19 protein-coding genes are annotated in these 22183 nt (G+C 39.0%); 17 read left to right on the top strand and 2 right to left on the bottom strand.

Going from position 1 to position 22183, the window contains the following annotated elements:
• Positions 1-37 precede the first annotated feature (37 nt).
• The 9 genes from IEV85_RS02620 (at position 38) to IEV85_RS02660 (ending at position 8601) form a co-directional block, all read left to right on the top strand.
• Entirely contained in the window at positions 38-1591 is a 1554-nt protein-coding gene (locus IEV85_RS02620) for a B12-binding domain-containing radical SAM protein (protein WP_188460225.1), read from the top strand.
• 23 nt (positions 1592-1614) lie between these two features.
• Positions 1615-2307, top strand: coding sequence for a class I SAM-dependent methyltransferase (locus IEV85_RS02625; protein ID WP_188460226.1), 693 nt, complete (start codon positions 1615-1617; stop codon positions 2305-2307).
• 1157 nt (positions 2308-3464) lie between these two features.
• The gene (locus IEV85_RS02630; RefSeq protein WP_188460227.1) at positions 3465-4502 is read left to right on the top strand and encodes a serine hydrolase domain-containing protein; all 1038 of its coding nucleotides are present in this window, start codon (positions 3465-3467) and stop codon (positions 4500-4502) included.
• A gap of 6 nt (positions 4503-4508) precedes the next feature.
• Positions 4509-4685 carry an SDR family oxidoreductase gene (locus IEV85_RS02635; RefSeq protein WP_188460228.1) on the top strand — a complete coding sequence of 59 codons (177 nt, stop codon included), beginning with the start codon at positions 4509-4511 and terminating at the stop codon, positions 4683-4685.
• 430 nt (positions 4686-5115) lie between these two features.
• Entirely contained in the window at positions 5116-5331 is a 216-nt protein-coding gene (locus IEV85_RS02640) for a hypothetical protein (RefSeq protein ID WP_188460229.1), read from the top strand.
• Between the two features lie 489 nt (positions 5332-5820).
• Positions 5821-6129, top strand: coding sequence for a hypothetical protein (locus IEV85_RS02645; protein ID WP_188460230.1), 309 nt, complete (start codon positions 5821-5823; stop codon positions 6127-6129).
• A 219-nt stretch (positions 6130-6348) separates the two neighbouring features.
• Positions 6349-6786: a hypothetical protein gene (locus IEV85_RS02650; protein WP_188460231.1), complete on the top strand. Its 438-nt coding sequence runs from the start codon at positions 6349-6351 to the stop codon at positions 6784-6786.
• Positions 6787-6919: 133 nt separating this feature from the next.
• Positions 6920-7660: an SDR family oxidoreductase gene (locus IEV85_RS02655; RefSeq protein WP_188460232.1), complete on the top strand. Its 741-nt coding sequence runs from the start codon at positions 6920-6922 to the stop codon at positions 7658-7660.
• 23 nt (positions 7661-7683) lie between these two features.
• Positions 7684-8601 (top strand): helix-turn-helix domain-containing protein, encoded by a 918-nt coding sequence (locus tag IEV85_RS02660; protein ID WP_188460233.1) that lies wholly within the window; start codon positions 7684-7686, stop codon positions 8599-8601.
• A 103-nt stretch (positions 8602-8704) separates the two neighbouring features.
• Here the strand turns inward: IEV85_RS02660 and IEV85_RS02665 are convergent, their stop codons facing one another.
• A complete protein-coding gene (locus IEV85_RS02665; RefSeq protein ID WP_188460234.1) occupies positions 8705-9064 on the bottom strand; it encodes a winged helix-turn-helix transcriptional regulator in 360 nt (119 codons plus the stop codon).
• Positions 9065-9188: 124 nt separating this feature from the next.
• Here IEV85_RS02665 and IEV85_RS02670 point away from each other — a divergent pair, with 124 nt between their 5' ends.
• On the top strand, positions 9189-9983 hold the full coding sequence (locus IEV85_RS02670) for an SDR family oxidoreductase (RefSeq protein WP_188460235.1): 795 nt from the start codon (positions 9189-9191) through the stop codon (positions 9981-9983).
• A gap of 21 nt (positions 9984-10004) precedes the next feature.
• Positions 10005-10331 carry a nuclear transport factor 2 family protein gene (locus tag IEV85_RS02675; RefSeq protein WP_188460236.1) on the top strand — a complete coding sequence of 109 codons (327 nt, stop codon included), beginning with the start codon at positions 10005-10007 and terminating at the stop codon, positions 10329-10331.
• 177 nt (positions 10332-10508) lie between these two features.
• On the opposite strand, the gene IEV85_RS02680 is transcribed toward IEV85_RS02675, so the two are convergent.
• Positions 10509-14105 (bottom strand): amino acid adenylation domain-containing protein, encoded by a 3597-nt coding sequence (locus IEV85_RS02680; protein WP_188460237.1) that lies wholly within the window; start codon positions 14103-14105, stop codon positions 10509-10511.
• 783 nt (positions 14106-14888) lie between these two features.
• On the opposite strand from IEV85_RS02680, the gene IEV85_RS02685 reads away from it, so the two are divergent.
• From IEV85_RS02685 to IEV85_RS02710, 6 genes are all read left to right on the top strand, one after another.
• Positions 14889-15461, top strand: a complete 573-nt coding sequence (locus IEV85_RS02685) for a helix-turn-helix domain-containing protein (RefSeq protein ID WP_188460238.1) — start codon at positions 14889-14891, stop codon at positions 15459-15461.
• A gap of 107 nt (positions 15462-15568) precedes the next feature.
• Positions 15569-17047: a serine hydrolase domain-containing protein gene (locus IEV85_RS02690; protein WP_188460239.1), complete on the top strand. Its 1479-nt coding sequence runs from the start codon at positions 15569-15571 to the stop codon at positions 17045-17047.
• Positions 17048-17267: 220 nt separating this feature from the next.
• The gene (locus tag IEV85_RS02695) at positions 17268-17951 is read left to right on the top strand and encodes a hypothetical protein (RefSeq protein ID WP_188460240.1); all 684 of its coding nucleotides are present in this window, start codon (positions 17268-17270) and stop codon (positions 17949-17951) included.
• Between the two features lie 131 nt (positions 17952-18082).
• Positions 18083-19819 carry a thiamine pyrophosphate-dependent enzyme gene (locus IEV85_RS02700; protein ID WP_188460241.1) on the top strand — a complete coding sequence of 579 codons (1737 nt, stop codon included), beginning with the start codon at positions 18083-18085 and terminating at the stop codon, positions 19817-19819.
• 6 nt (positions 19820-19825) lie between these two features.
• Entirely contained in the window at positions 19826-21298 is a 1473-nt protein-coding gene (locus IEV85_RS02705) for an FMN-binding glutamate synthase family protein (protein WP_188460242.1), read from the top strand.
• A gap of 175 nt (positions 21299-21473) precedes the next feature.
• Entirely contained in the window at positions 21474-21965 is a 492-nt protein-coding gene (locus IEV85_RS02710; RefSeq protein ID WP_188460243.1) for a GNAT family N-acetyltransferase, read from the top strand.
• Positions 21966-22183 lie beyond the last annotated feature (218 nt).

Consider the following 22183-nt stretch of genomic DNA (forward strand, 5'->3'; position numbering starts at 1 on the left):
ATAACCGTATTATTAAATAATAATAAAAATAATAGTTATGAAGAAACTTAGGGCTTTCGCTGTAACAGCACCTCATTGGATTAAATCCCATAATCCAGACTCTCAAACAAGTCTGAATAGTAGAGAGCCTTTTTCACTTCAGAATGCGATTCGGCTTTGCGTTAAAGCAGCTTCAAATAAAGAAGATGAATGGTATGAATCAAATTGGAGTTGCAGAGAAAGACTGAAAGAGAGTATAATGCTATATGAATACTTTCAAAATCAACTAGACGATTATATTTCACGCATTCAGAGTATTAAACCTAACTTGATAGTGATATGCACTATGACGCTTGGCTATCCGGGAGCTATTGAAATTGCATCAGTTGCTAGGAAAACACTTGGCGATCAAGTCTTTATTGCAATTGGGGGAAAGCACATAATAGAAACTACTTTTCTCGATGAGAGTGGAGAACTCGGTGGTAATAAATCCTGTACTTTAAGGCAAATGATTAGAGGTGAAGTACCAAAAGTTTTTGATCTAGTTGTGAGTGGAGACGGTGAAGAGGTTATTTATGAACTAGGAAAAATCATTGTAAATCTGGAAGACAAATTCTCTGTGAGTTCTGTTCTCAAAAAAGCGGATTCTTTGGCTTTGGCAAAAGGTAATTGGATTGGAGGATATATTGAGTCGAACGAAATATCATACTTAGTTGGAAATGAACCACTAAACCAAGATATACTTCCGTTTCCATGTGAATTTTTCTATAGCAAGAGCCATTTTCCAGTTTTCGATTCAGATGTGACTTTCCATGCCTATTCTTATATGAGCAAAGGGTGTCCTTTTGATTGTTTTTTCTGTAGTGAAAAGCGACAGATTAATGGAATGATGAGTCAGTCATCTACCGCACCGAATCGACTATACCAACAATTCAGCGTAGTTAGTGAAAAGACAAAGGCTGTAGGTCATAAGGCAAGCATTTTTGTGGAGGATAGTGTGTTCTTAGGAGGAAATGTAAAACTACTCGATAAATTTCATACCCTAATGGAGGGCAGTGAACTAGACATTGAATTCGGAATGCAATACACAGTTGATTTGCTTCAAAAAGAAAGCCATAGAGAGGCTATTCGAAAATTGAATACTATTGGATTAACTTATGTATTTATTGGTATCGAGACGAATGTTGAAGAGATTGCTGAAACCATGAATAAGAACACAGATAAGAAGACGCCATGGATGACCAAGGCTAAGTCAATAATTGAATTTTTGCACTCATATCAAATTAACTGTGGCTTTTCTATCCTATATGGTCTTGGTGAAACACATCGCAAGAGAATTGAAATACTTGAGCAACTTAAAAAGTGGCAGAGCGAATTTCAGCAACCTAAAGTTGTCTCATTAAATCTTGCTACACTTCATCCACTTCAACAAGATGGTGATGAAAGCTTCACAAAATGGGGCACCTCATCGTTCAGCGATTACTTGCCTATATTTACTCAAATTTTTGGTGAAGCATCTGTGATGTATAGTTTGAAGGATAAGTATATAGGAACTGTTGAAGAGTTGAAAGAGATTAAAGTAATCTATGATAACCTAAATAAATTAAACTAAATGGAATCCAATAATATGTGTAAATGAGTAGTATCTACGACAACGAAATTGGCAATAGGCTGATTGATTCAAAGAATTACTCTAGAGCCATTAGTGAGTTTATTTCACTAGAGAGACAGATAACCTGTAATGGGATAAGTGAATACAGTCAGGTTATTGAGATTGGATGCATGCATGGAAGATTGTTGCAATTTGTTAGAGAGCAAAATCAGAGATATTTGGGTATCGACTATAGCAAAAAACAAATTGACTATGGGACTAGATTCTTTAGTAATTACATGGGAAGTGATTGTAAACTTATACATGGCAATGCGGAATGTCTAGCTGATATTTCTGAACTCAGGTTCCTAACGCCTGAGAAAAGGTCAATTGCAATTTATCCATTTAATAGCTTTGGAAATATTAACAATCATTTAAGTGCAATTAATTCCATATCAAGGTTGAATGTGGATTTCATCATATTTACTTATACATGCAGTGAACTAGCCAATAAAGAAAGAGCTTTATATTATTACGGAAGTGGATTTACCGACCTATTGATAAGCCGAAGTGCTAAAGGAGTACTATTCGAGTCACCAGAAGGTCTTAGCACATATTCTTTTGAAGAAAGCTGGATTAAAGATAATTTTCTTAAAAACGGAGTTAAAGTTAGTGTTACTAATTTTGGTCAAATAGGTCTTGCAATATATAAATCCGGAATGAATGTTAAATTATAGCTTTTTTCAACCTCGATGGATAAAACTGCTTACAATCGAGTATACGGCCGTGAGCCCCATAAGCCCACAACCGGCCTCGATCTTTTATCGGGTGTGCGTTTCTGATCCACTAGTTAGCCATAGCCGTCAGGCTAACACTTCGACCCCTATACTGTCAACACACATCAGCAATAGCCAATGCTGGTTAAATCGTTAAAAATTAAAATATTGCAATTAATACGCTTTAGTAAGGCGGGCAAATAAGTGGTTTCAAAATCCCGCAATTGTCATAGCCTAAGTGTTGTGCAAATTATCAACAACTCGTCAAGCTTATTCAACAATTCAGAAAATGTAAATTTATAATAGAACAAAAAATTTGGTATTTGAATCCATTTGAACCGTCTAAATAAAAATCAATGAAACTGAAAATTTATGCTACAGTCGGATTGTTATTTTTAATACTTAATCAATTATTATTACTAAAGGGAAAAGAATTCATTCCAACTCAAGAGCCGATATATTATGTTCATTGGTTATTATTTTTAGGTGTATTACTAAGTTTATCCCTAAACTAATTATTCTCAAATGGTATTTTTAATAACACAGCAACTGCTCTCACTTTAATAGGTATTATTGCCTTAATGGGACAAGCAGTTATAGATTTTCTTTGGTGGAGTTATGGAACTGCTTATGAAGGAATGAACAATTTGACAAATCAAATAATGGAAAGGCCATCAATCCGAATTCCATTTATGACTATCGGACGAGCTTTATTTTATCTTGGTTTAGCTATAAACGCTGGAAAATTCATAAGAAAACATACTTTTTTTTGTCTTTGATGAACATTTTAGGAGTTATCATCACAGGATTAGGCTCTTTTGCTTTTGGTAGTAGAGAAATTATAATTTCAGGACATATAGCGCTAACAGTTGGAATTGTTGGTTTGATTTTCAAAAAAGATAAAGGCATATTGAGTCTAATAAATTAAATATTGTATTAATTGGATAGTGTCAACACTTAAACACTTTATAAAATAATGGCTGGTTTACAGTCTATCGACAGGATTTACTTTCATGCTCAAATAAATTGCCTCAGTAGTAAACTAAATTTTTTTGTACTTTTAATTATTCATGCTTCATACAATGGCATTATGAACACCCTCATCAATAGGAGATAAAATGAAGAACAAGCAAAAAACACTGATAATCAGAATCACACTGCTAGTCGGAACTATTGTTTCTTTGTATTTTGTACCCTGGCTTTTGGTGAAGGCATGGATACTTCCCGTACCGGAAACCGTGCAGAAACAGTTAGATGAAGCCATAACTCATGGATTTGACGGGATGATTGTTTACATAGAGCAGGCGGGTCAGCCACCTCAATATTTTGCTTCCGGTTGGCATAATAGAGAAGCTAAGATACCTGCTAAACCCCAGGCCCTGTTTAAAATTGCCAGCATTAGCAAGCTTTACGATGCTGTAGCTGTTACAAAATTGGTAAGTGAGGGTCGGCTTTCCTTAGATATGACAATCGCTGATTATTTACCTGAGCTTGTCGGGAGAATCGAAAACGCAGACAAAATTACTTTGAGAATGATGATCCAGCATCGAAGTGGTATTCCCAATTTTACAGACACTCCAAATTTTTGGGCCACCCCCACCCAGTCTTATGAAGAAAGCCTTGCTTTGATATTGGACATGCCAGCCAACTTTGAACCAGGCGAAGACTATGAATACTGTAATACAAATTACTTGTTGCTCAATAAAATCATGGATGAAACGCTGGGCTATGATAACTTCCAATTCATTCGGGAAGAAATTTTGATTCCCCTGAAGCTAAACCACACATTCAGTTCCTTAGCAGAAGTAAATATGGACAATGTAATGAGTGGTTACCATGTAGGACATCCATTCGACTTAAAGGAGGACGAACATGGTATGTTAGCTACCGCAGAGGATGTCGGTACATTCCTGAGAGCATTAAACGAGGGTTCTTTGTTTGATAAAGGAGAACAGGAAATTTACTCTTCCCTCTACAAGTATGAACATGCCGGCTGGGTTCCCGGCTACCAGAGTTTCGCAAAATATTACAAAGACCTCGATGCAGTTGTGGTTGAGTTTTACAGTACAACAGATCCTAAGTTGTACAATTGGAACCTGTCAGAAATCATCAATAACAGAATAGTAAAAATTCTCAGAAAGCAAAAAAGCTCCTAAAAAAGGATGAAGGCTTTGGGTATGACAGAAGATTCAGAAGTGATCCACCAAATGATGTCACGAACTTCAATGGGGAGAATGGCGCAACCCAGTGATATTGGAAAAGTTGCTGTATTTTTAGCCTCTGACGATGCACCATCTGTAACAGGACAAAAAATTGAAGTTTCCGAGGGCTTTAAGTAAAACGGATTTCCCGAAACGTATTAACCTGAGTTCGATTCTTGCCCCTCTATTTTTGGCCTGGCCCGACCTATCGGGAAAGAGAGGGGACAGATTTGCCCGAAGACGAATCAGGAGCTTGCCAGCCTTTTGGCTGGGTGAGTTATAGAATTCATTGCTGGTGCAACGAAGCAATCTTACTGTTCTTTAGTGGGAACCTAAGCAATCTCAAAGAAAAGATTCCAATCACTAAGACAGCTTCAGTCGTGCCTCCTTCGCAAGGACGAAAAATTTGATATGTCTAAAAGAACAGCGTAAATTCTCACTGGATCTCTCCCCCTTTTTTTCAAAGGGGGCAGGGGGGATTCTCAGATAGAAACAAAATGAAAACTCAATTAAAACGTCATTGCCAGTCACAAAGCCATCTTTTCTATTATGCTATAAAATTCAGGTAATGAAATTTCATTTCATTGAAAAGATCCCTGATAATTTTTTCCGTTGCTCTCCAAAAATTTCGGGGATGACGATAATTGCCGGCTTTTGTGGTGGTGACAAGCATTTAGTGCTTGCTTATTTAGGTCTTTTTTTCCACTGGTCTGCAGCTTACAGTCCAGCAAAAAGGGGAAGGTCTGTGAGCCAAAGACCTTGGCTTTTCTGTTCATTTGTGTAATAAGATAGTTTTTATACTCAAATTACCATTAGCTCCGTCATTCCCTTGCAGAAGGGAATCAGTCCATTTCAACAGCATGTTGAAATAACGTCTTTTTTATAGAATTGCCTTTGCTATAAACCTGAGTTAAATTCTTAATTTATTTAAAAGTCAGTCAGAGCATTTTCGATTTGGTGGTGCAGGGGTGCCATTTTGTTAACCGAACTCAGGTTAGTACACTAATTGCCGTTTGGTTGCATCATCGATACATATGTACTTAGGTGATTCACCTGCACCACATACTCAATTATGTAACCAGCTATTTTTATGCATAACATACATAGCAAGTATCCAAACAATATTTTAAAATCATGATTTTCACGCAAAAATGAGTGTTTTACCATACAATTAGTCCCTTTAAATTACGTCATGTGTAATTAATGCGAAAGCTTCCACACTTGCATAAACCATTTTTTTTAAACTATTTCAAAGCTTTAAATCATTAAGTGTATGATCAAAAGTATTAAGAAGAGTGTTCAAGGTTTTATTACTTCATTTAAGCCAACATATGCTGTTGAAGTAGATTTGTATCACGTTATCCCTGGGCTACCTGTAAAATCTAACAAGGAGCGCCATGATTTTGACAAGGGAGAATTTCACCAGGCCAAAACCTTTTTTGATGGAGCCATTGTCAAGACTTCTGACCTAAAGCTAGCTCCTGCTGAAATTAAATTAATAAAAGGAAAGAAAAAGGTGCTGGAATTTAAGCATTTTGGCCCTGTAAATGATATTAGACCGGCAAAACGTAAAAGACGATAATATTTTCAATTACTTGTTGGGTAAAAGACCTCCATCTCTCCATGGAGGTTTTTTTATGTCCATTTTTCCCATGCTAAAATAGGCTGATACTAAATGCACTCAGTAAGTCTTACTGTAGGGGATTAAATTAGCATTTCGGAATATTTGAAAATATATTGCAGGAATGTTGATATATTGCAGGAAAACGCATTATTCGTTTAAATAATCTTTCTCCATGATATGAAAAAGCTTACTTTACTAAAAGTGATAATTGCTGCAATCTTCTGCTCTTCATGCACAACTTATCTGGTTACAACAGATAGTTTAACAACTCAACTTGCTCAAGTAGACTCAGCTGCTTTAACTCCCGTAACTGTAAGAGGCCCTCTTGGAGAAAAATATAATTACCTGGCTAATCCGATAGATATAATAAAAGTAACTGATAAGAAAGGGAATGAAGCGGAATTAGTTAATAAACCTTCAATTGAAATTCGGCTGACTGAGACTTCAGGCAAGAAAACTATCTTTTACTTCGATAGAATTATTATTGAGGATAATAAATTATATGGTGTACAATCTAGATTTATGTCTGCAATGAGTAAATCAATCCCCCTTGATCAGATTGCCAAAATTGAAATCCAAGATGGTAAAAAGAATTTCAACTATGTTACTAAGTAAGTATTAAAGGGCTTAAACATCTCCCTCCTCCTCCACCATAAAAATCTGCAAACATAGCTACACTATTTACGGATTGAACTACTTTTTAAATCCCCAGTAAGCTGAAATTTGTATTTCAAATAAAAATTGAAATATGGAAAATCCAATGAAAGGAAAAGTAGTTGCCATCACCGGAGCCAGTAGCGGAATAGGCAAGGCTATCGCCATAAAGTTAGCCGCAAATGGTGCTCAAGTAATATTGGCTGCCCGCAGAGAGGCAAAGTTAAAAGCTATAGTAGATGACATTACAGCAAACGGAGGCCGGGCAATCTATGTAGTAACAGATGTTCAAAAAAAACAGGATTTGCTTCAGTTAGTAGAACGCGCTGTGGTTGAATGGGGAAAACTGGAGGTAATGATAAATAATGCTGGCATCAGTCAGTTAAGCAGAATTGATGAGCTGGATGTGGAAGGCTGGGAGGAAATGATCAACATTAACCTCAATGGAACTTTACATGGTATAGCAGCCTCCATCCCTGTATTCAAAAAACAGCAATCAGGACACATAGTAAATATAATTTCTACTGCCGGCCTCACCATAACACCCACTATGGGCGTGTACGCTGCCACCAAAAATGCGGTAAGAACCCTTGCTGAAGCTTTGAGACAAGAGTCGGATGGTGCTATTAGGGTTACCGGAATTTCTCCGGGTTTTGTTGATACAGCATTTGCTGAAAATATAAAAAATGACAAGATGCGCACTGCTATTTTAAAGAACAGAGATAAAATAGCCATAAGCCCTGAAGCTATTGCAGATGCCGTAATCTATGCCATAAGCCAACCCAAAGAGGTGGAAATTGGGGATATTGTTATTCGCCCTGCTGTACAAAATTAAAATTTAATTACCTTGAGGGCTGTATGGGAGCGAGTAATCCGGAAATAAAACATTTTAAAAGCATTTCAACATTGATGCGCTATTTGAGTTTGCCTGCTCCGCAACACCCTCTTTTCGCCCTGATAGATTATAATCAAACATCGCAACAGCAAACAGAGAGTAAACAAAAACTAAGTATCGATTTTTATAAAATCTCTTTTAAAGATAAGTTCAGTGGAAAAATTAAATATGGGCAGGATTATTATGATTTTGAAGAAGGAGGACTCGCATTTTTAAAACCCGGCCAAATAGTTACTCCCTATAACAATTTAGAGAGCTATGAAGGCTATGCCTTATATTTTCATCCGGATTTCATCAGGACATATCCGCTGGGAACAAGCATTGACAAATATGGTTTTTTCTCTTATAACGTTTCGGAAGCGTTGTACCTATCTGCAAAAGAAAAAGCGATTATTGAACAACTATTTCAAACTATGAGCGCTGAATTAAATGAGAATATTGATCAATTTAGTCAGGATGTATTAGTCTCACAACTAGAGTTACTGTTAAACTATAGCAAACGTTTTTACAACCGTCAGTTTATTACCCGAAAAGCAGTTAATCATAAGGTGATTGATTCACTGGACCAAATATTAAAAGATTATTTTCAACAGAAAAAAGGACTTGACACAGGCCTGCCTTCAGTAGCATTTATTAGTGACCAGCTTGGTTTATCACAACGCTATTTAAGTGATCTGTTAAAGATGCTTATCGGTAAAAATGCTCAGCAATATATTCAATATCTGGTAATAGAAGAAGCTAAGGAATTACTCAGTATCTCCTCCCTCTCTGTTGCTGAAGTTGCCTATCAACTCGGGTTTGAACATCCGCAATCATTTAGCAAATTGTTTAAATCAAAAACCCAAATGACTCCTTTAGCCTTTAGAGCCAGCTTTAATTGAGGATACTGCAAATCATATCTGTTTAATAATGAAATTCACGATTACACAATAAAACTTCAGGAGGAAGCTAATTATCCATCGATTTGTTAGGCTTATGCAGAGCCTATTTTTCTAACCTTTTCGTGATTACCGTTCGTAAATGTTCTTCATGATCATCACCCCATTGACCTAAAGCTGAAATTACCGGTATTAAGGTATTGCCAAATTCTGTAAGGCTGTACTCAACTTTTGGGGGAACAACAGGATAAATCTTTCGGCTAATTAACTCATGCTCTTCCAATTCTTTTAGCTGCATATTTAAAACTCTCCGGGAGGCATCAGGAATTTTTCGTTGCAATTCACTTGGCCTCATAAAACCTTCATTGATGAACCATAGCAGGCGAATTTTCCACTTGCCATAAAGTACCTCTCCAATAAGATCAAGGCCACAATTTAAGCTTAACGGTATCTTTCTTTCATACATAATGTAAATTTACCCCAATGTACTAAAATGCACAATAGGGGATAAATTTATCCCTATCTGAATCGATTTTCCGTACTTGTACAAACTCAACATACAAACCATTTTTGCATAAATATTATAGCAAATGGGACAGGAGTTTAATTTCAATAATGAGTTATCCGGCAAAATCGCGCTGGTAACCGGGGGTACCAGGGGCACGGGCAAAGCAATTGCGGATCGACTGGTGAAAGCAGGTGCAACGGTTATTATCACAGCAAGAAATAAACCCGATACAGAGGGCGATCATCAACATTTTATTGCTGCAGACCTGAGCAAAACCGAAGGCACCCAGAAAGTTGCCAAAGAAATTTTTTCAAAATTCGGAGGGCTGGATATTCTCATTAATAATATGGGGGGATCAGAAACTAAAGCAGGGGGCTATTCCGCCTTGTCCGATGATGACTGGGAGCAGACTCTTCAAACAAACTTACTCGCTCCTGTTCGACTGGACAGAGAATTTCTACCTCAAATGACTGCCCGAAAAAGTGGTGTAATTATACACATTGCTTCAATTCAGGCAAAGCTTCCCTTATACGATTCAACCTTACCTTATGCAGCTGCAAAGGCCGGCCTCCTTAATTACAGCAAAGGGGTATCCAAAGAAGTTGCCTCAAAGAGGGTTAGAGTTTTGACTGTTTCACCGGGATGGATTATGACAGATTCCTCTTCTCGCATGATGGAGAGGATTTCTGAAAGTTCAAAAATTTCTATCGAAGAGGCCAAAGAGAGTGTAATGCAAGCATTGGGGGGAATTCCTATGGGACGACCCGCCCAGCCAGAAGAGGTTGCTGAATTGGTAGGCTTTTTAGTTTCTCCACGAGCAGCCTACTTAACAGGAACCGAATTTGTAATTGATGGCGGCACCCTACCAACTATTTAATAACTTAAAACAATAAATAAAATGAAAAATTTACCGACAGTAATAACCGATTTAATAGAGGCTCAAAATAATGCTAACAGCAGCGCTTATGCTAATTGTTTTTCAGAAATGGCTGTAGTAGTGGACGAAGGCAAGACTTACAATGGAAGAAAAGAAATTGAACATTGGATAGCCGCAGCTAACGAACAGTACAAAACAGTGATGAAACCCTTGAACTACAACGAAAAAGGGAATACTAAAGTTCTATCAGCAGAAGTTTCCGGTTCATTCCCTGGCAGTCCGGTTGTATTGAACTATCACATGGAAATCATTGACAATTTAATTCAGTCATTAAAAACAACTACCTGAGCATACTAGCAGCTATTGGATAAATCTGTAGCTTCTTGACAGATATGTGCGTACCATGAAGCTGTTTATTAATAACTCTAGACTATTCAAATTATTCACAACTCCATAATTAGAAGCACAATAATATAATTTAAACCTCCGAAGCCTCAGACTTCGGGGGTTTGTTAGTTATTTGGTTCAGGCAAGTAACTTCTCTCCTTCAGCCTTCTTCACACCACGTTGCTGTTCAACCATCCTTCCGATGAACCATACAAAGGGCTCTACCTGACCATTCAATATACATGTGCCTTTACCAATGCTCTGAAGCAGTCCCTGAACATTTGAAGCGCGTAATGCAGAGAGTGCCTCACTGTCCTTTAAAAGCAGCGAACAAACCGGGAGGCCCGTTACTTCTTCAGTTTTCAACATAACTTCTCCTTTATTGACCACTATCATTACCGGATTTTCCTGCTCGGAAATTCTGACCAAAATAACAAGATCCGGAGTAGGTTGCTGAGATTTATCCACCCACTCTTTCAGATAAACAGAAAAGCTATAGGCCCAATCCTCTAAATCAGATTGCTTAGCAACGGAGCCTTCAGTACCTGCAGGGATCGCTGCTAGCAGTTCATCCACCTCACGTTCGGCTTCTATAAGTGCTGCCAGCGTTTTATCCACATCCTCTTTTGTATGTGCAGCCGAGCAGATGAGCCTGAGACGACCGCGTCCACTTTCCACAATAGGATAAGTAACAGCTGAGGTTTGTATGCCCCGTTTATACATGCTCTGAACTATGGCGTAAAGCTTATCTTTATTACTAAAATGCGGAGTAACAATGGGGCCATCTCCTGTACCCAGGTCATAGCCTGCTTCAGTAAATTGCTGACGCATATAGCGGGTGGTATCCCAAAGGCGCTGTCTTAAATTGTCGTCTGAGCGAAGCCTACGTAAAGAAGTGAGTGCAGCAGCCATATCGGCCGGACTGATAGAGGCCTGGAAGATATAGGCACGAGATGAAGATTTCATCAGGTCCACATGCTCCTGCGAAGCTGCCACCACACCTCCCAGGCTTCCAAGTGCCTTACTTAGTGTAGTCATAATAAAGTCTACCTTTTCCGTAATACCCTGAGCCGCACAGATGCCTGCCCCACGATCCCCGTAAAACCCGAAAGAATGAGCTTCATCAACCAGTACCAATGCATCATATTTTTTGGCAGTATGCACAATTTCTGCTACCGGAGCTGCACCTTCCCCCATGCTGTATACACCTTCAAGTACTACCATCATAGTGCGGTATGGCGATGCTTCCGACTTCAGAATAGCTTCCAGATCAGCGGCATTGTTGTGTTGAAACGACCTGATAGTGGCCCCGCAAAGTCGTGCGCCATCCACGATGGATGCATGACAAAGCTGATCGATAATGACTACATCATTCTTACCCAGAATTCCTGCAACAGCACCTACATTTGCCGTGTAGCCAGTAGGAAACAGGCAGGCACTTGGTTTTCCGGTTAGCTCAGCAAATTCTTTTTCAAACTGCAAGTGGTGATCAGTCATACCAGAAGCCGCAGCAGAAGTTCCCATTCCGGTACCAAATTCCTGTACCGCTTTAGTAGCCTCTCTGATCACTTCCTCATCACGATTCAAACCCAGGTACAGGTTGGTTGTCCATATAATAGCCTCTTGTTCTTCATCATTATACGCATCTGCTACCATACCCCGTGTGGCACTTCCTGTGCGAAGTACCTTACTGTAAGGGTTTCTGCGTTGATCATTCACCAGGTGTAATACTTCCTGCACAAGCTTACTCTTATCAGGAGCAGACCAGGCAGATACCTTGGCGGCCTGAAAAGTAGGGTGGCTCGACTGAATATGCGTCTGAAAAGTGGCGAGAGAATCTGAAACCACCTTGCAGGACTGCTGTTCTGCAGATTCATGATCTGTGTTACCTTTCATCAATTGAAAGATGTAATTAGCAAGTGCTGAGGGAGAAGGATACTCCATCACTGCTGTTACAGGTAATCTCTTACCTAGTATCTTTGAAAGCCTGCTACTCAACTCCAGCGTGGTAAGAGAATCGAGACCAAGGCCAGTGAAAGAATGGTTTGGCAAAACCTGCTGTTTATCAATGTTCAGGAGTGAAGCCACTTCACCCTGAATGATGGAAAGCAGGGTGGCTTGCTGGCTTTTGGTGGATTCTGTCAGACTCTGAATCAAGCTACCTGATTGATCAATATCATTGCTGCCTGAAGCCGGTTCCTTGCCATCATGTACTTCTTTTAAATTCCTTAAAGTATTGCGGTCTAGCTTTCCATTAGGCAAAAGGGGAAGTTCCTCCAGGTGCACTATCAGGTGAGGCACCATATACTTTGGCATTCTTTCCCATAAATAGGCCTTCACCTCTTCATCTGTAATTAGTTTACTCTGGCAAACCACATAGGCCACAAGTACTTTTTGCCCACTGCCACCTTCCACTGCGGCTACCGCAGCTGCTTTAATGCCCTGCATAGATTCCAGCACAGACTCGATCTCTTCAAGTTCAATCCGGAATCCTTTGATCTTCACTTGCTGATCTACGCGGCCCAGAAATTCAATATCCCCATTTTCAGTTCTTCTGCATAGATCTCCCGTTTTATACAATCTTTCTTCAGGGATAGCATCATTCGAATCTGGCACTACAAATCGTTCATTGGTACGGGCTTCATCATATAAGTAGCCACGTGCAAGCTTGTTTCCCGCCAAATATAACTCTCCCTCCACACCATCGGGCACTATGTTCATAGAAGCATCCAGAATATATGAGCGGGAGTTAGGCACCGACTTTCCAATAGTAATGGTAGGTGTATCTTCAAAGATCTCAGTCGCAGTAGAAAACACAGTATCTTCGGTAGGTCCATATAAATTAAATACCCTCACTCCTGTCCTGAGGGCGAAAAGCCTTTCTGCCAGTGGTTTCTTTAGTGCTTCACTGCCAAAAACGATAGTTCTCATACCGCTCGGCACCCAACCTGAAGAAAGCAATGCTTGTATGGCAGATGGTACCACTACGCAACTTTTTACCAGTTTTGCCTCAGTCAGCGCTGGCAGATCAAGCATATTATTGGCCAGTACCACTGTTCCTCCTAATGATAAGGTACCTAAGATTTCCATAACCGATGGGTCGAAACAGACTGATGTCGCAGCCAGCATTCCCTGCAGGTCTTCCTCTTCCAGTATATTATCCATTGCCTCAATCATGGCCACCACATTGCGATGCTCTATGGCTACTCCTTTTGGTTGTCCTGTAGAGCCTGATGTATAGATCACATAGGCAAGATCATCTCCGGAGGGAGAAATTGTATGGTCTGAAGTTTCATTACTTATCGCATCACCCAACCATATTAATTCGTTTACTCCTGAGCAAAGTTCAGCGGTACTTTCAGTATCTACAATTGCTGCTACAGCCCCTGAGTGTTTCAACATATAATTAACACGTTCGCGAGGGTAAGCGGGGTCAAGCGGCACATACGCACAGCCTGCCTGCAATACTCCCAAGATAGTGGCCGCAAGCTCCCATTTTCTGCCCATGCATACTCCTACTAATGACCCGGGCTTCACACCACGTGCCAAAAGCTCGCCTGCAATTGCACCTGCTCTTTTCATTAGGTACTTATAGTTTATCTCTGTTTCACCATCTATTAAAGCAGTGCGTTCAGGGTACTGCAAGGCCTGTTTGTCAATAAAGGTGCAAATCGTTTCTTCAGACTGCTTATTTTGTTTTACATTTTGCCGGGTAGCATAGGTGATCTTATCCATAGTCTTTTCTTTTGAAAGGGTTGATTTATATTGAATTGTATTGATGTGCTAACTATAAAATTTGATTTAAGAATTATTAAATGAATGCATAATTAGGCATTCTGAGAGTCCTTCGGGACTTTCCCGCTTTGGCGGGACAAGCTATTTCGGTCTCGCTAAAGAGGGATTATATTTTTCAGAAAAAAGAAAATTAGCCTGTGCCGCTCCCAGGCGGTATCCATAATCTGATTGTATTATAACAGGAGATATGCCGATTATTAGGCACAGGCAGCATAAATTAAGACTTTTAAAAAAATTAGTCTTGATTTTGCCCCGCCTTAGCGGAGACTCCATGTTTATGATACTAACTCAGCTTACTATTAATATCGGGTACACATTTTATAAACCGGAAGTACTGAGATGTGAAAGCTGTCATGCTTTTTTGGGGTTATTAGGTTGAACTTAATTTTCAGATGAACTATTACCTGGTAACGGGTAATTAAACCACTAATTGCAAATATATAAAAGAGATTATCCTTATCATTAGAAAAAATCCGGTAAATACAGGCAATATTCCGACAAATATATTTATAATGAAATTATTTACTTCTGCACTTCTTGCATTAAATTCTACAGATTAAAAGCTAAGTAAAAACTTAAATAAATGTTTTTTCCCTTTATAGGTTAACCAGTATTTGCTTTATTTAAAAATCCCCAAGTGAAAACATATTGGGAATCTTGATATATTGCATCAAAACTCATTCAGGGTTTATAGCATTGTTGGTGGCGATTTAAAAAAGAAGAATGTCCAGGTTAAAAGCATTAAGAGAACAACAAAATCTGACTCAGGAAGAGTTATCAGAAAAATCCGGAATTTCTGCAAGAACCATACAGCGAATTGAAACAGGAAGAGAGCCTAAAGGGCATACTCTTAGAGTTTTGGCAAAAGCATTAGAAATAAAAGAAAGTGACTTGCTTCACAAAAAGCCTGAACCGGCAAAACAACCTATCATTGAAGAGAAAAAAGAGTTCCAGGACGAGGCATTCATTAACTATTCTACTCTAAAATTAATCAACCTTTCGTCCATCCCTTTTATCATTTTTCCACCCTTAAACATCCTCATCCCGCTTGTTCTGATGTTCGCCATGAAACAAAAAAACAGCCTCACTAAACAGCTTATTTCAATACAAATACTTTGGACAATTTTAGCCCCTATCGTATTTATGCTGGGCATCTTTTTTAAGCCTGGTAACCAGCTCTCTTTCCTGCTAATGATAACAATTGCTCTATCGAACTTATTCATTATTCTTCGGAATGCAAGAGAGATTGATAAACGCCAAACACTCCGCTACAAGCTGAATTTCAATATGATATAAAAACTGTCGGGTGATTGTCGAGTTATTGTCGGGCTGATTTTTAGAATAAAGTAAATGAGTTTTTCACTTTTGCTGAGATTATTATTTACAGCAAAACAAAATTCATTATGTCCAAAAAAATCATTCTATGCTTCGTGATCTCTATTATCTTTGAGGCAAATAGCATAGCGCAAGTTGACAAAAATTCAACACTCTATAATACCATACTAACCCAAGACAGCTTACTTTTCAATGTAGGGTTTAATACCTGCGACATCAGCCAATTTGAATACCTATTAAGTAATGATTTAAAGTTTTACCACGATAAAGATGGAATCTCTGATAAGACAAAATTTCTGTACGATTTAAAAAACGGACTGTGCAAAAGTCCTGAAACGCGCCAGGTAGAAAGAATATTAGTAAAAGAAAGTACAGAGATTTTCCCTCTATATAAAAATGGAGTTTTGTATGGAGCCATTCATAATGGTAAACATTTGTTTTATGAAAGCGAAGAAAGCCAACCCGGTATTGCCAGGTTTTCAAATGTATGGGTGCTGGAAAATGGCCTGTGGAAACTGGGAACTTCTTTAAGTTATGGACATCGGGCCTATGAAGTGCAAGCAACAGAAAAACCGATTTTTGAAAATAACGCAGAAATGGAACAATGGCTCAAAGAAAATAAAGTTCCAACGCTCGGTCTTGGCTTAATTGAAAATGGAGCACTTAAACAAATACAGGTTTTTGGAGAAATTAAAGCAGGTATTTCCGCTCCATATAATACCATTTTCAATGTAGCTTCATTAACCAAGCCAGTTACTGCAATGGTCACTTTAAAATTAGTCAGTGCGGGTCAGTGGGATTTGGATGAACCTATTTACAAATATTGGATCGATCCGGATCTAAAGAATGAGGATAGGGTTAAAAAATTGACGACAAGACATATTCTCAGTCATCAAACAGGCTTTCCTAACTGGCGGGAGAATAATGAAAATGGGAAGTTGCACTTTGAATTCACTCCCGGAACTCAATATCAATATTCAGGAGAAGGATTTGAATATTTGCGGAAAGCATTAGAAAAGAAGTTTGATAAATCTTTAAATCAGCTAGCAACGGAATTGATCTTTGAGCCTCTGAAAATGACAGATACCCAATACATTTGGAATGAAGCGACAGATGAATCGAGAGTGGCACTAGGGTATGACAAAGAGGGGAATACTTACGAAACGTATAAAAGAAAATATGAAAATGCTGCAGATGACTTACTCACTACCATAGAAGACTACGCAGCCTTTTTGATCAGCACCATGAAGGGTGAAGGTCTTTCAGAGAAGGTGTTTAAAGAAATGCAAAGCAATCAGGTGGCCACCAAAAATGGAAAGCACTTCGGGCTGGGATTTGAAGTGTACAATTTTAAAAATGGAGATTATGCCTTATCCCACGGAGGGGCTGACAATGGGGTTCAAACCATTGTTTTTATATTTCCAAAAACCCAGAAAGGATTAATTATCTTCACCAATGTGGATGATGGCTATAAAGTGTACGAAAGAATATTAACTCATTATCTGGGCGATCAAGGAAAAGAAATAATCGAAATTGAAACGAAATAGAAATATAGAGAATATAAAAAACATAATTATACCAGCCTTCTTTAAAAGGTTGGTTCTTTTTTTTAGAAAGTATGTTCAGAACTTTGAATAGAGTAACTAGCAAAAATGATTTGTAAATGTTGTAAGCATTTTCAGTAATTATAGTTGGGTAGTGAAAATTTTAAAGTAAATAAGTGTACCTTCCGGTGTACTTAGCAAATTGGTAGCGACAATTGAAAAAATGAAACTAATACAAATAATTACAGTCTTCACCCTTTTGACTTGTTGTGGACGGATAAACACAAAAACTGAACAGGAATCAACAAACAGAAAAAAAGAAGAAGCTGAAACTTCTAAATTAAATTTAACCGATACGACAATAACCTTCATGTGGAGAGACATGAAGTACGACTCAACACTAAAAGAGACGTTCAGCTCAATATTTTTGAATACAGACTATATTAACACAATGACCAATCAGGAAAAAGCTGCGATTGGATATGTGTCTACCTTTATAGGAAACGAGTGTTGGTGGGACGGAGAGGCAAATGAGGATAGAAGCAATTTAGACTGTAAAATAATCACCGCTCTTGGACTAGGCTATCAATGTTCAGAAAAACACCTTGGTTATTTAAGAAAATGGTTCTCAGGTGACAAAGAGGTTTTATCCGAACTACAAAAATCAAACTGCCCGACAATTCCTTATACTGCAACAAGCCAAAATACTTTCGACAAAATTGTAATTGACACTAAAGGAGATTCCATTTCTGTTTATTACGAAGTAGATGGTACTAATGTAAGAGAACAGGAAAGTTGGGAATGGTCTGAAACGGCTTATTTTATTGCGACAACTGATAATTTGAAATTGATTCAAAAAGTTAAATCAGATGTTGATCAGGAAAAATTTGAAATCACTGATGAATGAAAAGTAGCTGCTAAAATATGTGAAAATTATATTTCCATAATGCCATGAGCAAGCCAAAGCTACGGTTCTTATATTGGCGTTATAGCGAATTAAAGCAACAATAAATTTAATACTATCAAACCAAAATTAATATGTCAAAAAATGTAGCTGACCACTTAGTAGAAACACTTGTTGCCGCAGGTGTAAAAAGAATTTATGCCATCACAGGTGACAGTCTCAACCCCGTAAACGATGCCGTGCGAAGAGATGGCAGGTTGCAGTGGATTCACGTCAGGCACGAGGAAGCAGGTGCTTACGCAGCTTCTATGGATGCGGAACTGAATGGCATCGGTTGTTGTATGGGGAGCAGTGGCCCGGGACATGTGCACCTCGTTAATGGCCTATATGATGCCAACAGAGCCGAAAATCCTGTTATTGCTATTGCTTCAACCGTTCATACTGATAAACTGGGGCTGGACAATTTTCAGGAAACAAGACCCGAAGCACTATTCCAGGATTGTTCGAAATACGTGTTTATGGCCAATACGCCAAAACAGGCACAAAATGGGTTGCAAACTGCCATTCAGCACGCTATCAGCCAAAGAGGGGTAGCTGTGTTAGGGCTGCCGGGTGATGTAGCCTCTGCTCAAATAGAATCAGTGCACTCTGCCAATAAAAATTTCTATACGCAGCCACGCGTGATACCAAACACCGATGATCTTGATGAACTTGCCGGGATCATCAACACAAATGAAAAAGTGGTGCTCTTTTGCGGACATGGTTGTCGCCATGCGGTAGATGAAGTGATGCAACTGGCCGAAAGACTCCATTCCCCATTGGGCTATAGTTTTAGAGGGAAAATATTTTTTGAACGGGCTAGCAATCCCTATGCAGTGGGTTTAAATGGCCTTCTGGGGAATAAATCCGGTTTTGAAGCCATGCATCAGGCAGATGTACTGCTGATGCTGGGTACAGATTTTCCTTACAGTGAATTTCTTCCGGAAAAATGTAAAATCATTCAGATCGATACCAAACCGGAAAAATTGGGTAGAAGGGCCAAGGTAGATTATGGGTACTGTGGCGATATTCAATCAACCCTGCAAGAGCTCCTGCCTCTCCTGAAAGCAAAAACCTCCACTGAGTTTCTTGACAAAATGCGTGCATTGCATCAGGATATTGAAAACACCTATGAAAGCTATGTAAAAGATAAATCCTCTGAAAAAAACATCCACCCGGAATATGTAGCTCATTTGGTAGATCAATTAGCTGATGATGATGCCATATTTACCGTGGATACTGGAATGAGTGCTGTGTGGGCTGCGCGCTACTTAAAAGCGGGGAAAAATCGCTATCTGACCGGCTCTTTCAATCATGGATCTATGGCCAATGCCATGCCGATGGCCATGGGTGCCGGCTTATCGCATCCTGATCGTCAGGTAATTGCTTTTTGCGGAGACGGAGGTATCTCCATGCTCTTAGGCGATTTGATGACCATTAGCCAATATCAAATACCGGTTAAAATCATTATTTTTAATAACCGTACGCTGGGGATGGTGAAACTGGAAATGCGTGTGGAAGGCTACATGGATTGGCAAACCGATATGGTTAATCCTGATTTTGTTAAATTGGCTGAGTCAATGAACATTGCCGGCTGGGAGGCCAAAGAATCCAAAGATGTCGAATTAGCACTTTCAAATGCATTCAACCATAAAGGGCCTGCCATCGTCAACATTTTCACGGATCCAAATGCGCTGGCCATGCCCCCCTCTCTCACTTTTGAACAAATGAAAGGCTTTGCTAAATCTATGTCCAAAATGATGCTGAATGGAAAATTTGCAGAAATAGTAGATACAACCAAAAGCGACATAAAATACCTGAGAGAATTGTAATCTATTATGAAAGAAGCACTTAAATTCACCTTAATTGCCTCGATTATTTTTGGAATAATCATTGGGATTATTTTATGGCCTTTGCCAGGCTTTATTGTTCTGGCTATCCTATTAGCATCCATTGGCTTTTATGATATGTTTCAAAAAAAGCATACCATACTCAGAAACTTTCCTGTAGTTGGCCATATACGTTTCTTACTGGAAATGATTGGTCCCGAACTGCATCAGTATTTCGTGGAATCAGGCACGGATGGAAAGCCCATCGATCGAAATCATCGCAGCTATATCTACGAACGCGCCAAAGAAGAGCGACAAACACACCCGTTCGGCACAGAGCTGGACATTAATCACGATGATTATAAATGGATGCAGCACAGCATCTACCCGGCCAAAAAAATGGAGCGTCCTCCTCGCGTTATGATTGGCGGTAAAGATTGCCGACAACCCTACAGCGCCTCTCTGTTTAACATTTCAGCAATGAGTTTTGGTGCTTTGAGTAAAAATGCGGTGGAAGCATTGAATTTAGGGGCAGAAGCCGGAGGCTTCTTTCATGATACAGGCGAAGGCGGTATATCAAAGTACCATTTGAAAGGTGGTGATTTAGTGTGGGAAATAGGCACAGGCTACTTTGGTTGCCGGAATGAGGAGGGAAACTTTGATGCGGATAAGTTTCAAGAGAAGGCCAATTGGGAGCAAGTGAAAATGATCGAAATCAAAGTTTCACAAGGAGCCAAGCCAGGGCATGGGGGGGTATTGCCTGCAGCTAAAAATGATGCCGAAATTGCAGAAATAAGAGGTGTAAAACCACATACGGTGGTACTCTCCCCTCCAGGTCATTCTGCTTTCGGGAATGCGGAAGGATTATTGCAGTTCATTCAGCAATTGCGCGAATTGTCCAACGGAAAACCTGTTGGCTTTAAGCTGGCCATAGGTAGTAAGCAGGAGTTTGTTGAAATATGTGAAGAAATGCTCAAAACAGGCATCAAGCCGGATTTCATCACTGTAGACGGTGCCGAAGGAGGTACAGGCGCTGCTCCTATTGATTTCTCCAACTACGTGGGCATGCCCTGGGAAGATGCTTTGATTTTTGTGGTTGACACACTCAATAAGTATAATCTGAAACAAGAAATTAAGGTCATCACAGCCACTAAGATTTTTACTGCCTTTGACATATTCAAGGCGCTGTGCATCGGAGCAGATGTATGTAATTCAGCACGCGGTATGATGTTGGCGCTGGGCTGTATACAAGCATTAAAATGCAACACCAACGAATGCCCTACCGCTGTGGCTACAAACGACCCAAAATTTGTAAGAGGGTTGGTAGTGTCCGAAAAATGGAAGCGAGTTAGGAATTACCACAAAAATATATTGGAAGACTTTTTGGAATTATTGGCTGCTTCAGGATGCCATTCAGTGGAAGAAATGAACCGAAGTTTGATCTACAAAAAGGTGGATAAGCAATGGGTAGCCTATACTTAAGGATATAAAACGATACTAAATATTGTTAATACATAGTGCTTAAAATAGTTTGTAGCTGTTGGAATAAAGAATACGGCTTACAAGCCTTTGCTTTCGGTTAAGAAAAAAGTAAATATGTGTACTTTAAAGGGCATATAGTAATTTATTATATGCAAGCTGAAAAAATGGGATATCAATGCAATTAAGAGTTGCTACAATTCATGACCTTGACTTAGTAAAACACTGGGACACAAAACAGCACGTAATTGATTGCGATCCTGATGGCTTATGGAATTGGGAAATTGAGCTTAATCGAAATCCTACATGGAGAGAACAACTAATAGCTGAGTTGAATGGAGAGCCAATTGGATTTATTCAAATAATTGATCCTTATTTAGAAGAAACTCATTATTGGGGAACTGTTGAGAAAAACAAAAAAGCTATTGACATTTGGATTGGAGAAGAAAGCAACCTGAACAAAGGGTATGGAACCATAATGATGACACTTGCAATTCAAAGATGTTTCCAGAATCAAGATGTAGACGGAATACTTATTGACCCACTAAAATCCAATGTAAAAGCCCACAGATTTTATGAAAGGCTTGGCTTTGAGTTTATTGAAGAGAGACAGTTTGATGAGTCTGAATGTTTCGTTTATGAACTGAAAAGAACACACAACAGTGCCTAAAAAATATATGGCTGGCATTGTAAATTGACCATGATAACGCATTTCAAACTAATCATTTTTAGTAATTATCTTCACCGCCTCCTCAATTCCATTTCACAGATTAATTTGATATAGTGCATTTACAATGCAGAACTCTTACTTGTATTGCTCATTTTGACCAAAACACACACCCAGGAACGGATATTTTTCGCTGATCTTCAGTAGATTATATTTATAAA

The sequence above is a fragment of the Marivirga lumbricoides genome (assembly GCF_014636295.1).
GTDB lineage: Bacteria > Bacteroidota > Bacteroidia > Cytophagales > Cyclobacteriaceae > Marivirga > Marivirga lumbricoides.

Bases quoted from the DNA above. Each gene is read 5' to 3' on its own strand.
- IEV85_RS02655 (WP_188460232.1), top strand. From the start codon at position 6,920: ATGGAAAATCCAATGAAAGGAAAAGTAGTTGCCATCACCGGAGCCAGT.
- IEV85_RS02635 (WP_188460228.1), top strand. From the start codon at position 4,509: ATGAAGGCTTTGGGTATGACAGAAGATTCAGAAGTGATCCACCAAATG.
- IEV85_RS02650 (WP_188460231.1), top strand. From the start codon at position 6,349: ATGAAAAAGCTTACTTTACTAAAAGTGATAATTGCTGCAATCTTCTGC.
- IEV85_RS02685 (WP_188460238.1), top strand. From the start codon at position 14,889: ATGTCCAGGTTAAAAGCATTAAGAGAACAACAAAATCTGACTCAGGAA.
- IEV85_RS02640 (WP_188460229.1), top strand. From the start codon at position 5,116: ATGAAATTTCATTTCATTGAAAAGATCCCTGATAATTTTTTCCGTTGC.
- IEV85_RS02630 (WP_188460227.1), top strand. From the start codon at position 3,465: ATGAAGAACAAGCAAAAAACACTGATAATCAGAATCACACTGCTAGTC.
- IEV85_RS02620 (WP_188460225.1), top strand. From the start codon at position 38: ATGAAGAAACTTAGGGCTTTCGCTGTAACAGCACCTCATTGGATTAAA.
- IEV85_RS02675 (WP_188460236.1), top strand. From the start codon at position 10,005: ATGAAAAATTTACCGACAGTAATAACCGATTTAATAGAGGCTCAAAAT.
- IEV85_RS02680 (WP_188460237.1), bottom strand. From the start codon at position 14,105: ATGGATAAGATCACCTATGCTACCCGGCAAAATGTAAAACAAAATAAG.
- IEV85_RS02665 (WP_188460234.1), bottom strand. From the start codon at position 9,064: ATGTATGAAAGAAAGATACCGTTAAGCTTAAATTGTGGCCTTGATCTT.
- IEV85_RS02645 (WP_188460230.1), top strand. From the start codon at position 5,821: ATGATCAAAAGTATTAAGAAGAGTGTTCAAGGTTTTATTACTTCATTT.
- IEV85_RS02690 (WP_188460239.1), top strand. From the start codon at position 15,569: ATGTCCAAAAAAATCATTCTATGCTTCGTGATCTCTATTATCTTTGAG.
- IEV85_RS02660 (WP_188460233.1), top strand. From the start codon at position 7,684: ATGGGAGCGAGTAATCCGGAAATAAAACATTTTAAAAGCATTTCAACA.
- IEV85_RS02710 (WP_188460243.1), top strand. From the start codon at position 21,474: ATGCAATTAAGAGTTGCTACAATTCATGACCTTGACTTAGTAAAACAC.
- IEV85_RS02625 (WP_188460226.1), top strand. From the start codon at position 1,615: ATGAGTAGTATCTACGACAACGAAATTGGCAATAGGCTGATTGATTCA.
- IEV85_RS02705 (WP_188460242.1), top strand. From the start codon at position 19,826: ATGAAAGAAGCACTTAAATTCACCTTAATTGCCTCGATTATTTTTGGA.
- IEV85_RS02670 (WP_188460235.1), top strand. From the start codon at position 9,189: ATGGGACAGGAGTTTAATTTCAATAATGAGTTATCCGGCAAAATCGCG.
- IEV85_RS02700 (WP_188460241.1), top strand. From the start codon at position 18,083: ATGTCAAAAAATGTAGCTGACCACTTAGTAGAAACACTTGTTGCCGCA.
- IEV85_RS02695 (WP_188460240.1), top strand. From the start codon at position 17,268: ATGAAACTAATACAAATAATTACAGTCTTCACCCTTTTGACTTGTTGT.